Source organism: Janthinobacterium sp. GW822-FHT07H10, from assembly GCF_058798675.1.
In genome coordinates this window covers 729,245-741,465 of the sequence record NZ_JBXAKS010000002.1, presented here as the reverse complement: position 1 = coordinate 741,465, position 12,221 = coordinate 729,245, and the positions used below count along the sequence as shown (strand labels likewise).

The 12,221-nt window shown below is 65.1% G+C and carries 13 protein-coding genes; 3 read left to right on the top strand and 10 right to left on the bottom strand.

Annotation, left to right across the window (positions count from 1 at the left end):
* Positions 1-27 precede the first annotated feature (27 nt).
* From AC1RDJ_RS07565 to AC1RDJ_RS07555, 3 genes are all read right to left on the bottom strand, one after another.
* Positions 28-1,068 carry an alpha/beta hydrolase gene (locus tag AC1RDJ_RS07565; RefSeq protein ID WP_493027115.1) on the bottom strand — a complete coding sequence of 347 codons (1,041 nt, stop codon included), beginning with the start codon at positions 1,066-1,068 and terminating at the stop codon, positions 28-30.
* A gap of 31 nt (positions 1,069-1,099) precedes the next feature.
* Positions 1,100-2,548 (bottom strand): alpha/beta hydrolase, encoded by a 1,449-nt coding sequence (locus AC1RDJ_RS07560; RefSeq protein WP_493027114.1) that lies wholly within the window; start codon positions 2,546-2,548, stop codon positions 1,100-1,102.
* An 85-nt stretch (positions 2,549-2,633) separates the two neighbouring features.
* Positions 2,634-4,931: a heavy metal translocating P-type ATPase gene (locus AC1RDJ_RS07555; RefSeq protein ID WP_493027113.1), complete on the bottom strand. Its 2,298-nt coding sequence runs from the start codon at positions 4,929-4,931 to the stop codon at positions 2,634-2,636.
* Between the two features lie 98 nt (positions 4,932-5,029).
* On the opposite strand from AC1RDJ_RS07555, the gene cadR reads away from it, so the two are divergent.
* Entirely contained in the window at positions 5,030-5,461 is a 432-nt protein-coding gene (gene cadR, locus AC1RDJ_RS07550; RefSeq protein WP_071323636.1) for a Cd(II)/Pb(II)-responsive transcriptional regulator, read from the top strand.
* Between the two features lie 24 nt (positions 5,462-5,485).
* A complete protein-coding gene (locus AC1RDJ_RS07545; protein WP_493027112.1) occupies positions 5,486-6,565 on the top strand; it encodes a hypothetical protein in 1,080 nt (359 codons plus the stop codon).
* Here the strand turns inward: AC1RDJ_RS07545 and AC1RDJ_RS07540 are convergent.
* From AC1RDJ_RS07540 to AC1RDJ_RS07510, 7 genes are all read right to left on the bottom strand, one after another.
* Positions 6,562-8,112 carry a methyl-accepting chemotaxis protein gene (locus AC1RDJ_RS07540; RefSeq protein WP_232251268.1) on the bottom strand — a complete coding sequence of 517 codons (1,551 nt, stop codon included), beginning with the start codon at positions 8,110-8,112 and terminating at the stop codon, positions 6,562-6,564. The genes AC1RDJ_RS07545 and AC1RDJ_RS07540 overlap by 4 nt on opposite strands.
* Positions 8,113-8,161: 49 nt before the next feature.
* Positions 8,162-8,629, bottom strand: coding sequence for a cache domain-containing protein (locus tag AC1RDJ_RS07535; protein ID WP_071323634.1), 468 nt, complete (start codon positions 8,627-8,629; stop codon positions 8,162-8,164).
* Between the two features lie 262 nt (positions 8,630-8,891).
* Positions 8,892-9,323: a hypothetical protein gene (locus AC1RDJ_RS07530; RefSeq protein WP_493027111.1), complete on the bottom strand. Its 432-nt coding sequence runs from the start codon at positions 9,321-9,323 to the stop codon at positions 8,892-8,894.
* A gap of 13 nt (positions 9,324-9,336) precedes the next feature.
* Entirely contained in the window at positions 9,337-9,717 is a 381-nt protein-coding gene (locus AC1RDJ_RS07525; RefSeq protein WP_493027110.1) for a hypothetical protein, read from the bottom strand.
* Between the two features lie 96 nt (positions 9,718-9,813).
* Positions 9,814-10,371, bottom strand: coding sequence for a DUF4142 domain-containing protein (locus AC1RDJ_RS07520; RefSeq protein WP_289886741.1), 558 nt, complete (start codon positions 10,369-10,371; stop codon positions 9,814-9,816).
* Between the two features lie 100 nt (positions 10,372-10,471).
* Entirely contained in the window at positions 10,472-11,125 is a 654-nt protein-coding gene (locus tag AC1RDJ_RS07515) for an SMI1/KNR4 family protein (protein ID WP_493027109.1), read from the bottom strand.
* Positions 11,122-11,517, bottom strand: a complete 396-nt coding sequence (locus AC1RDJ_RS07510; RefSeq protein ID WP_071323629.1) for a MerR family transcriptional regulator — start codon at positions 11,515-11,517, stop codon at positions 11,122-11,124. Before AC1RDJ_RS07510 ends, AC1RDJ_RS07515 begins: the two co-directional genes overlap by 4 nt.
* Before the next feature lie 72 nt (positions 11,518-11,589).
* Between AC1RDJ_RS07510 and AC1RDJ_RS07505 the strand changes: the two genes are divergently transcribed.
* On the top strand, positions 11,590-12,221 hold a 632-nt coding region (locus tag AC1RDJ_RS07505; protein ID WP_493027108.1), incomplete at its 3' end, for an SDR family NAD(P)-dependent oxidoreductase.

Genomic DNA, 12,221 nt, shown 5'->3' with positions numbered 1-12,221 from the left:
CGCTTGCCATTCAGGCTAGCAGAAGGCTTAGCGCAGCAGCGGCGCCACCTGCTCGCGCAAGATGCGCCACTGGGCGTCGAGCACGGCCTGGTTGGGGTCGTGTCCGGCCCGTTTCACCAAAGTAAAACTCTTGTGCGGCGCCGTGATGCTGTCGAAATACGCGCGCGCAATCGGGGCGGAGGTCAGCAAGTCTTCCTCGCCCATCACGAGGAACACGGGCAGCTCAAAACGCGTGCCCAGCGCGGGCAGGGCCACCTTGGAAAACATGCCGTCGCCGCGCATGCCGATGAACTGGATATAGGAATAATCGTCGGCCGCCTCGGCGTCGGCCAGCGCCTGCGGCGTGGCGTAGAACGGGGCCGGCTGCCACCAGTGTTTCGGCGGCGCATCCGTCACCAGCGCCTCGTACTTGCGGTCGAAGCGGCGCAGGATGCCGAAATTGCGCGGATCGCGCCTCGGCGGCGGGCCCAGTGCCGCCAGTTTGTCCACCGTCGGGGTATCGTTTGCCGCCTGCGCCAGCGCAAGGACGCGGCCATACATATCGGCCATGTTCTGCTGCGCATCGACCACCTGCGCCGTGCCGACATAGGCATGGAACAGCTCCGGTCGCGCCTTGGCCATGTAGGTGCCGAGGATGGAGCCCCAGGAACTGCCCATCAGGATGACCTTTTGCTGGCCCAGGTGCTGCTGCAGATAGCGGGCCACGGCAATGCCGTCGTCGCGCATCTGCTCCAGGCTCAGGGGCGTATCTTCCGTCGGCCGCTGCTGCGTATAGGTCATGCCCGCGCCGCGCTGGTCCCACTGCACCAGGGTGTAATCCTGTTGCCAGCTGCCATAGATGGCATCCGCGAACGGGCTCAGCGGGTTGCCGGGGCCGCCATGGATGAACAGGATCACGGGATTGTTGCAGCGCGCGCCCGTGATCGTGATCCATTGTTCGATGCCATTGATCGGCACATAGCCTTGCTCGCGCACAGGCTGCGCGGGCGAGGGGCACGCGGGGGCCGGCGCCGCGTGCGCCAGCCCGAGAGAGGAAAACAGCAGGAATGCCAGGCAAGTCTTGCGCATATGGACCTTTATATGGTGTGAAGGCAGGAAACTACAGCGTGCAATCGTGTGCCGGCTTGCCGGCGATAAAGCGCAGGCTCGCCTGCTCGAAGCAGGCGGGCGCCGTCCACAGGATGAAATGCGGCGCATTCCTGATCGTGGACAAGGCCACCTTGCCGGCCTTGCGCTGCGTCAGGGCGCTCACCTGTGCCTGCGCGCCCGCATAGGGCGTCTTCGGATCCAGGGTGCCGTGCAGCACCAGGGTTGGCGGCATGTTTTCCGGCAAGGCGCCGAAATAGCGGTCGCGCGGATAGCTGGGCAGGCCGCCAGCGAGCAGGATGCGCGGCAGCGGGCTGGTAAACAGCAAATCGGCGTCTTCGCGGTCGATGTCGACGGCTGCCAGGGTGGGCCGCAGCGAGGGCTGCAGATTGTTTTCCGAATTGCTGATGATGCTCACCAGCGGAATCGACAGCGGCGACTGCGGATAGCTGCCCAGGCTAGCCGCCGCCTCGTTCAGGGTGGCGCGCACGGCCGCCAGTTCCGCGTCGCCGCCCTGGTCGAGGTCACGCAGCAGATAGGGAATGCGGGCGCGCGCGGCCGGCACGTCGAGCATGCCACCCAGAAAGTTTTTCAGGTTCTTGCCGGGAATCTGCGCCAGCACGGCGGAATCGGCCTGCGCCTTGTCCAGCACGCGGCGGTACAGCGTCTCGGCCGGCTCCCCCAGTGCCGCGTGGCAAGCGGGATCCGCATCGCAGCGGGCCAGCACCTGCCTGCCCACGGCATCGACCACCTGCGAGCGCTGGCTCAAATCCCAGCGCGCATCCGTTTGCGGCGGCACCAGCGAGTCGAGGATGACGCCGTTGACGGGCAATGGCCCCAGCTGCAAGGCGCGCAAGACCAGCTGCGTGCCGTACGACACACTGTATACATACACGGGCGGCTGTCTGCCTTTGGCTGCGTGCTGGCCCTCGAGCAGGGCCTTCAGGTCGCGCGCGGCCGTGGTGATGGAAAACTGGTGCGCGTAATCCGGCATCAGCTTGATACCGGCAAAGCAGCTGGCCCATTCGGCGCCGGCCAGGGCGCGGCCGCCCGGACTGCGTTCGGACTCCTCCACCTTGCACAGGCGCGAAGAATGGCCCGTGCCGCGATGGTCGGGGATCAGGAATTCAAAGCCGGGAAAGCCGCGGCGCAGGGTGGGCAGCAAGTTGTAGAACGAAGCGCCCGATTCGCCGGGGCCGCCCGCCACCAGCCACAGCGTGCCCCTGGCGGCTTGGCCGGCAGGCACGTCAGCGGCAATCTTGCGCACGAATACGTGCATGGCATCGTTGTCGCCGATGGCGCGACCCTGTTCGTCATAGCTGCCGGGCACGTTCAAGCCCGAGCACAGGCTGCCGGGGACGGCCGTGTCGGAGCAGGGCGTGAAAAGCAGGGGGGCTGCCTTGCCGGCCAGCGGCGCGGCCAGCAGGACGGAGAGGATGGCGAGGCGGTACAGAGGGGGCATCGGCTACTTTGGCTGCGGTGGAGAACAGCCGCCAAAGTAGCGTTTTTTACACCAATTGTCCAGATGGAAAGTTTTCCACGTGGATTTATTTGGCCTTGCTGCCACGCAGCAGGCGCAAGCCGTTTGCCACCACCAGCAGGCTGGCGCCCACGTCGGCGAACACGGCCATCCACAAGGTCGCCATGCCGGCCAGCGCCAGGCCGAAGAAGACGGCCTTGATGCCGATGGCAAAGCTGATGTTTTGCACGAGGATGCTGCGCGTGCGCTGGCTCAGGCTGATGAATTCGGGCAATTTGCCCAGTTCATCGTCCATCAGAGCCACGTCGGCCGTCTCGATGGCCGTGTCGCTGCCGGCCGCACCCATGGCGAAGCCGATGTCGGCCTGCGCCAGGGCAGGCGCATCGTTGACGCCGTCGCCGAGCATGGCGACGACGCCAAACTGCTGCTGCAAGGCCTTGATTTCATCGAGCTTGTTTTCCGGCAACAATTCCGCCTTCACCAGGCTGACGCCGACCTCGGCACCGATGCGCTGCGCCGTCAGCAAATTATCGCCCGTCAACATGACGGTGGTCACGCCCAGCGCATTCAGGCGGGCGATGGCGGCCGCGGCCGTCGGGCGCAGCACATCGGCTACGGCGATCACGCCCAGCGCGCCGGCCGGCGTCGCCAGCACCATGGCCGTGTAGGCTTGCTGTTCCAGGCGCGCCAGGATGGCTTGCAGTTCAGGAGTCAGCACCTTGAGTTCCGTCATCAGGCGCGCATTGCCCAGGTAATACGTCTGGCCGTTCATCGTGCCTTGCAGGCCGCGTCCGTTCAGGGCGGCAAACTGGCTGACCGGCAAGTGGCTGCCGGCGGGCGGGCCGGCCTTGACGATGGCGGCGGCCAGCGGGTGCGCGGACTGGGCGTCCAGGCTGGCCGCCAGCAGCAAGACTGCGTCGCGGCTGCTGCCTGTCAGCGCCACCACGTCCGTGACGGCTGGTTTGCCCATGGTCAAGGTTCCCGTCTTGTCGACGGCGATGGCCTTCAGGCGATAGCCGGTCTCGAGGAATTGCCCGCCTTTCACGAGGATGCCGCGCCGCGCAGCCGCCGTCAGGCCGCTGACCACCGTCACCGGCGTGGAAATGACCAGCGCGCACGGGCAGGCGATGACCAGCATCACCAGCGCCTTGTAGACCCAGGCCATGAAGGGCTGGCCCAGCAGCAACGGCGGCACGATGGCCACCAGCACGGCAAATACCACCACGGCCGGCGTGTAATAGCGGGCGAACTGGTCGACGAAGCGCTGCGTGGGCGCCTGCTTGCCCTGCGTTTCCTCGATCACCTTGACGATGCGCGCCAGCGTGCTGTTGCCGCTGTTGGCCGTCACCGTGACATCGAGCACGCCCCGTTCATTGATGGTGCCCGCATACACGACGTCGCCCACGACCTTGTCGACCGGCATGCTTTCGCCCGTGATCGGCGCCTGGTTGACGGACGACTCGCCGTTGGCCACCACGCCATCGAGGGCGATGCGCTCGCCCGGCTTCACGCGCATGGCCGCGCCGATGGCGACCGTGGCCACGGGCACCTGTTGCCAGGCACCGCTGGCATCGGCCACCGTGGCCACGTCGGGCGCCAGCTGCATCAGGCTCTGCACGGCGTTGCGCGCGCGGTTCAAGGACAAGCCTTCGATCAGCTCGGCGATGGCGAACAGGAAGATGACCATGGCCGCTTCCGGCCACTGGCCGATGGCGATGGCGCCGATCACGGCTAGGCTCATCAGGAAATTGATATTCAGGGTGAACGTTTTCAGGGCGATCCAGCCCTTTTTCAGGGTCGGCCAGCCGCCCGTGGCGATCGACAGCAGGGCCAGGGCGATCACCAGCGGCGAACTGTCTTCGTGCGTGGTCCACGCCAGCGCCTCGGCGCCGGCCGCGGCCAGGCCGGACACCACCAGCAAGCCTTTTTGCATGCCGCTCAGGCTGCCTTCGTTCGGGGCGCGCACGATGGCGGCGCCGGCTTCCATCGGCACGGCCTGCATGCCGATGCCGTGCAGGGCTGCTTCCACCGTGGCCAGCGAGGGCAGGGTGTGGTGCACGTCGAGCACGCGGTTCATCAGGTTGAAATCGAGGCCGACGACGCCGGCCATGCCGCCCAGCTTGTTGCGGATCAGGCGTTCTTCCGTCGGGCAATCCATGTTCGCGATGCGGTATTTGGCCGTGTGCGCGCCATCAATAGCTGTGCTGGGCAAGGCGGGCGCGGCCTGGGCTGAGGGTGTTGCCGAACAGGCATGCTGATGCGAGCAGCAGCTTGCGCCGGCAGCCTGCGGTACAGGGGCAGGCCCGTGGCCGTGAGCGTGGTCGTGACTATGAGCATCGTCGTGAGCGTGTGTATCGTGCGGCATCGCAGCGTCCTTCCGGTTTCGTGTATGCTTCCATTAGAAACCCTGTAGCCGCTACAGGGTCAAGCGGAATTTGCAGATTGGAATGAAAAGGGGATGCCATGCGTATCGGAGAACTAGCCAAACGGACAGATTGTGACGTGGAAACCGTGCGTTACTATGAAAAGGCGGGCTTGCTGCAGGAGCCCGGCCGCAACAGCGCCGGCTATCGCGAATACAGGGAAGAGCACCAGGAGCGGCTGCAATTCATCCGCCATTGCCGCTCGCTGCAGATCGGCCTGACCGATATCCGCGCCTTGCTGGAATTTAAGAACAATCCGGCCGAAGGTTGCCAGAGCGTTAATGAATTGCTCGACCACCATATACTGCGCATCGCCGAGCAGATGGCCAATTTGCAAACCTTGCAGCAGCAACTGGTGACCCTGCGCCACCAGTGCGACCAGCCGCAGCCGTCGCAAGACTGCGCCATCCTGCAAAACCTGTCCGAGGCGGCCAGCGGCCACGACTGTGCCTGCCATACCGACCTCCATTGATTCCTTTATCGACCCTCTTGATTCATGCCGAAACTGTTATCCAAAAGTACACTGCTGACCTTGTCCCTGTTGTCGCCGCTGTCCCAGGCCGCCGATGCCGTTCCCGCAACCGGCCACTACCTGACCTTGTACGCCGTGCCCGGCGTGCCGCAAAACGATGATCCGTATACCTGGAGCACGGCCGGCGGCAAGCAGCTGAGCAAAGGCGTGACGAAGGCCGATGGACGCGCCTATGTCAGGGCAGAGGAGGGCGAAGAAAACTATATCCTGAAAACAGTGAGCATGCGCTGGCAGTTGAAGGTCCCGGCGCAATGCTGGCAGGGCGCGCCGGAGGCTTTCCTCGACTGTGTGCAACTGGCGAAAACCACGAGCCGCTATGACGAAGAGCAGGATGCGCTCAAGCTGGCCGAGCAGCAGAAGGAAGTGAAGATGCAGGCGAAGATCGCCGCCTATGCGGTGGCGGCGCGGGCCAACGACGATGAACTGGCCTGGCTGGGCCGCCTGCCTGCCAGCTGGACCCTGGAAGGCTATGGCAAGCGCCTGCTGGGCATCGGCGACAAGGTGGCCCGTTACATCGCCGACGAATTCAAGGAGGGCGTCCCCGACGTGCGCCAGTTCGTCTGTCGCACCCCCGATGACTATGGCCCCGTGCCGGACCAGACAGCCGTCGCCGCCTGGATGGCGGCGCCGCGCGACGTGCGCAAGGTGCGGGCCGGCCCCGCCTGGGATGCGCTGGTGGCTGCAGGCGAGAAGGGCAACTGGATGGCCCGTCTGGAACTGTATTACGCGCTGGCCGGCGGCAAGGTCGGCGATTTGAGCCTGCTGGAACAGTACCGCATCGTGCAGTTGATGGAATGGCTGCACAAGAAGAAGGTCGGCGGCCTGTACAGTTTCTTCAGTGCCGGCGCGCCTGTCGCTCCCGGCCCCGGCAACAGCGGCACCTGGCGCAGGCAGGACCAGATCTATCTGTATGCCGCCATGCTGGGCGATTACCATGAGCAAAACAGCATGGGCAAGGTCTTGCAGCGGGAGGCCGATCCCGCGCTGGTGGCGGCGGGCCAGAAAATGCAGGCTTGCGCGGCGGCGGTACTGCCGCCGCGCTAAGGCGGCAGCAGCGTCCGCGCCGCATCACCGAGGCGGAAGGCGTCGACCACCTTCAGCATGTCGCGAGCCTGATCCTGCATGTTTTGCGCGGCGGCGGCCGATTGTTCGACCAGCGCGGCATTGCGCTGGGTCAGTTCATCCATGTCGGTGATGGCACTGTTGACTTGCTCGATGCCCTGGCTCTGGCGTTCGCTGGCCGCCGTGATGTCGTTCATGATCGCCGTCACCTGCTGCACGGCGGCGACGATCTCGCCCATGGTGCGCCCGGCGCTGTCGGCCAGCCGGCTGCCCGTTTCTATCCTGTCCACCGAATCCTCGATCAGCTGCTTGATTTCGCGCGCCGCCGTGGCCGAACGCTGCGCCAGGCCGCGCACCTCGGTGGCGACGACGGCGAAGCCGCGACCCTGTTCCCCCGCGCGGGCCGCTTCCACGGCCGCGTTCAGGGCCAGGATATTCGTCTGGAACGCGATGCCGTCGATGACGGCGATGATATCGACGATGCGGCCGGAACTGGCCTTGATCGAGCCCATCGTCTCGACCACCTGGCCCACCACGCGACCGCCTTCCAGCGCCACGTTCGACGTCGACAGCACCATCTGGTTGGCCTGGTGCGCATGGCTGGCGTTTTCGCGCACGGTGCCGGTCAAGGCATGCATGGACGATGCCGTTTCTTGCAGCGATTGCGCTTGCGACTCGGTGCGGGCCGACAAATCCGCATTGCCCAGGGCGATTTCACCGGCTTCCACGGTGATGGTGGCGCCGGCCTGGCGTATATCGCCCAGCAAGGTGTTCCAGTTGTTCAAGACGGTGGCCAGCGCCCGCGACAGCTTGCCCACTTCATCGTCGCTGCGCACCTCGATGCGCGTCGTCAGGTCGCCGGCGGCCAGGCATACGGCGGCGCGGCAGGCTTCGGCGATGGGGCGCAGCACGGAGCGCGCGACCGAGGTCGCGATCAGTGCCAGCACGGCAAAGCCCAGCGCCATCGTGCCGAGCTGCAGCCAGGCGGCGCGCTGGCCCGCGCTCCGGGTATCCTGCAGCGCGTCGGCGGTGCGCCTGTCCAGGTTCAGCAGCACCTGGCGCAACTGGGTCCGCACTTGCTGGTAGTGCGTGGCGGCATTCTGCATGGCGGCCACGCCCGTATTCGGATCCATCGAGGCCAGGTCCAGCGCCTGCGCCACGCTGGACCGGTAGCGTTCGACGGCCGGCAAGGCCTGGGCCGCTTCCGTGGCGGCGCCTGGATACGTCTTCAACTGTGTCAAGCCTTGCGCGATGGCGTTCAGCTGCCCGTCCGTGTGCGCGCCGAATTGCTTGAATTGCGCTTCCGACAGGCTGGCGGCGATGGCGATCCGCGCATACGCGTCCGCATGCACCTGGCTCAGGGCAATAACCTGCTTGTTAGCAAGGCGTTCGGCGGCCAGCGTGACATCCTTCAAGCCGCGCATGCGCTGCTCGTTTTGCTGCATGCCGACATAGGACAAGGCTCCCATGGCCAGCAGGCAAGCCAGCGCGGCCAGCGGCACGATCAGCATCTTGTGCGCGATTTTCACGGCTGGCCCCTGTGGACTGCCATCCCGGCACCGGCGGCGCGGCGGCCGGCTACAGGTAGATGCCGCCGCAAACGACGGTCTCGTCGAGCTTTTCGCAATACATCACCTTCGGTTCGATCTTCTTGTTTTCCGGATTCGTGAATTTATATTCCTGCCAGAAGCTGCCCTTGCTCCTGGCCAGGTCGACGCGCTCCTTGACGAAGGCCTTGCCGTCGATATCCTTCAACTCGATCAAGTTCTTGCCCACCATTTTCGGATTGGCGCCATGCGCGACGACCGTGCCGTCGAGCTTGTAGACGACCAGATACAGGTCGTGCAGGATGAATTGCGGCGACTTGGCCGTGATATCGCCATACGCCCTGGCATCGCCGGCGCTCTTGATATGGGCCACGCCTTTCTTGACCATGGCTTCGGCATCGGCGCGCGTGGCGCCGCCCTCGGCAGCGCTGGCGGCCAGTGGCGGCGTGCCGAAGGCGACGGCGAGCGACAGGCAAATGGCAGGGGCAAGCTTGGACATGACGGTCTCCTTCTCATGGCGGCAGGCGGCGGCCGGTGGGAAACCGGCGCGCCGGGGGCGCTTATCGGAGCGCCGACGTCGCATACTAGCGCGATGCCGGCACGCATGTGCTCAGCAGTAAAAAATATTTATTGCGAGCATTTTTGCAACGCCGCGTGCACATGGCCGCGATCGCGGTTTCAGAGGGGAAGGGAGGCGACCGGCTATCGCCACGCTAGTGTGGCGCGCGCACCGCGTGCGGGCGCCGCGTCCGCGCGCCACCTCACCAGTCGGCAGGGTCTTCCGCCGCCGCGCGGGCCAGGTCATCGCGCCAGTCTTCGCGCGCCAGCCGATAGATATCGGCGAAGAAGGCGCGCGGATCGTCCATCTCGTCCCACAAGGCGGGCAGGGCGTGCGTGCTTTCGGGGTCATGTTCGAGGATGGCCTGGAAATCGTAGCCGGGCTCTTGCAGGGCCCGCGCCAGCACGTCCAGCAGCGCATGGCGGTGGCGGTAGCTGAGCTCCTTGTACTGGCCCGTGATGTCGCGCCGTATCAGCGCCGCGCGCTGGGCCGGATCGTTCATGTCGTGGGTCTCCAGTTCCACGCCCAGGGTTTCTTCGCGGTCATACACGTCGAAGGGGCCGAGGAAATGGTGGAGCGTGGGGGCGTACAGGGCGTCGCTCCAGGGGCCGCGCAATCCCTTGTGTTTTGGCATCAGGCTACTCCGCTCACGCGCATTCGGGCAGGGTCCAGCCCTCGTACCCCATGTCGGTCGGATAGATGGCGCGGTTCTGGCCCCAGCGGGCATGGTCGAGGATGCCGTCTTCATGCATGTCGAGCACCCATTCCGTACTTTCCAGCAAGGTACCATCCTTGTGATACACGCGGAAGAAGGTGGACGTGCTGAATGCGCGCACGATGTTCTGCGGCACGCCGCCGCCATAGTGGGGCACGAAGGTCTTGATCACGCAGTTGCCGCTGGCGTTCCATTGCTGCGCGTACACCGTCGCATTGCGGGCCGCCGCCACCTTGATGAAGAGCCAGCCTGCCAGCAGGATGAGGAACAGGATGGCGGCGGCAATCAGGCCGGTCTTTTTGAGTAGCTGCATGGGGTCGTCGCGTAGCCGAAAACAAAGTTGCCGCATTGTATGTCAAGAGGGAGAATACTTGCTGTACAGCACGCACAGCAAGTAGGTTCCCGCAGACTAAGCCTGCCTGGCCAGCGCCGCGTGCAGGGCGTTGGCCATTGCCAGGTGATGTTGCAATGCCGGCAAGGTCTTCGCCGCGAAGGCCTTGATGGCGGGATCGCTGGCCTTCTGGCTCGCTTCCGTAAACAGCTTGACGGCGTCCTGGTGCGCCGCCACGCCGATGCTGGCCGCATATTCCGTGTCGAACGGCTTGCCGTCCAGACGGCTCAGCCTGGCGATCTGCGCCTTGTGCTTCGCGCCCGGCTCGTCGCTGACCTCGATCTGCCTGCTGCTGGCCAACTGTTTCAATTCCTCGGCCACCTTCGTGTGATCGGCGACCATGGCGTCGGCGAATTTCTTCACTTCCGCATTACTGCTCTTGCTTTGCGCTACTTTACTAGCGGCAATTTCCGTGCTGCCCGCGTCAGCTGCCTTGCTGAGGAACTGCCTGTCGTACGCGCCCGGGGCAGCGGCGGCGATGCTGTTGATGGCGATGCCGCTCAGCAGCGCCACGGCGGCGCCGATGGCCACGCTCTTCAGGGTGGGCGCGCGGGAACTGGTGGTAGAGATACGCATGGGATATCCTTTTCGTAGTGGTGTTTTCTGCAAGCTGGCGACAATGTTAAGCCCGCAGCCTGCGCACACCCATAGGACGCGCACGGTCCTTCCCGTAGGACTACTCCTGTTCGCTAGCGCACAATTGGACTTGTTTAAGAGCAAACATGGCGGCGATGCCGGCATCCTGGCGCCAGGCCGGCATGCCGATATCGAGCCACTGCGCCATCGCTTCCAGGTGCGATGGCTCCGAGACGCTGTGTTCGAGTTCGTCGAGCACCGTGTCGCGGTCGATGTACAGGCTGTCCAGCCAGGCGTCGAACGAGGGCGCCAGTTCGATGAAACCGTGGGCGCGGCGCCCCGTCCAGCCCGGCAATTCCTGCACATAGCCCATGACGCGGCCGCCGCCTTCCGCCGTCAAGTCCAGAAAGACCATGGAATTGCCGCCATCGCGGGCGAACGGCAGGATTTGCGCCGGCATCGACATGTGCTTGCGCGCCGCGCGGATCTCGCCAACCAGGGTTTCATCGCAGAAATCGCCCTCGTCAGCGCTGAAAAAGGTGTTGAAGCCCATTTTTTCCACGCCGCCCTCGCCATCGGGCACGTCGCACGTGTAGTCGAAATAGGCGCCGTTGGCCACCTGTAAAAAGGCCAGGAAGGCGGGCGGCAAGGGCGCTTCCAGCAAGGCTTCGATGGCGGCGATCTCTTGCGCCGTGGGCGCCGGCCTGGCGCCGTCGAGCGCCAGGTGGCGGTATTGCGTGTAATAGTTGCTCATTGTTTATCCTTGAATGTGGCGTCCGGCGCGCCATCGTCGCAGCCCGTTTCCACCTTGGCCAGCGCGTCGACGAGGCCGGCGCGCAGCACGGCCATCGAGCGGGCCTTGTCATCGATCTGGGCAATTTTGGTTTCCAGCATGGCGCGCTTGGTGTGCGCATCGAGGGTATTTTCCTGCCATACGGCAATCACTTCGGCGATTTCCTTCAGTGTGAACCCCAGCGCCTTGGCGTGGCCGATCAGTTCGATGCGCCGCAAGGCTTGCGCCGAATATTCCTTGTAGTTATTCGTCATGCCCGGCTGCGGCGCCGCATCGAGCAGTCCCTGGCGCTCGTAAAAGCGCACCGTATCCTTCGTTACGCCCGTCAGGCGGGTGATTTCACCAATGCGCATGATTTTTTCGTTGACAGTGGACTAAAGACCACAGTTTACAGTGAAAACACCTTCCATTACGACACTCTTGCCATGACCACCATCAACTATATAAACCAGACCGTGCTGATCACGGGCGCCTCGTCCGGCATCGGCCGCGTCTTCGCGCAAACCCTGGCCGCGCGCGGCGCGCACCTGCTGCTGCTGGCCCGATCCGGCACCGCGCTCGACAGCCTGGCCGCCGAACTTTCCCGGCGCCACGGTATCCGTGCCCATGCCCTCGTGGCCGACCTGAGCTTGCCGGGCGCCGCCCGGGACGCCCATGCGCAGGCCTGCGCGCTGGACATGCCGCCGGACGTGCTGGTCAACAATGCGGGCTTCGCCACGCATGGCCGCTTCGAGAACATCGACCTGGCGCGCCAGGCCAGCGAGGTGACGGTCAATTGCACGGCGCTCATGGAGTTGACGCACTGTGCCTTGCCGCACATGCTGGCCCAAGGGCGGGGCGCCATCATCAACGTGGCGTCAACGGCCGCCCTGCAGCCCGATCCCTATATGGCCGTGTACGGCGCCAGCAAGGCCTTCGTGCTGGCATTTTCGGAAGCGTTGTGGGCGGAAAATCGCCGCCGCGGCGTGCGCGTGCTGGCCCTGTGCCCGGGCGCGACGGATACGGCCTTCTTCGACGTCGTGGCCGCGCCCGAGGCGGCCGTGGGCAGGCGCATGGC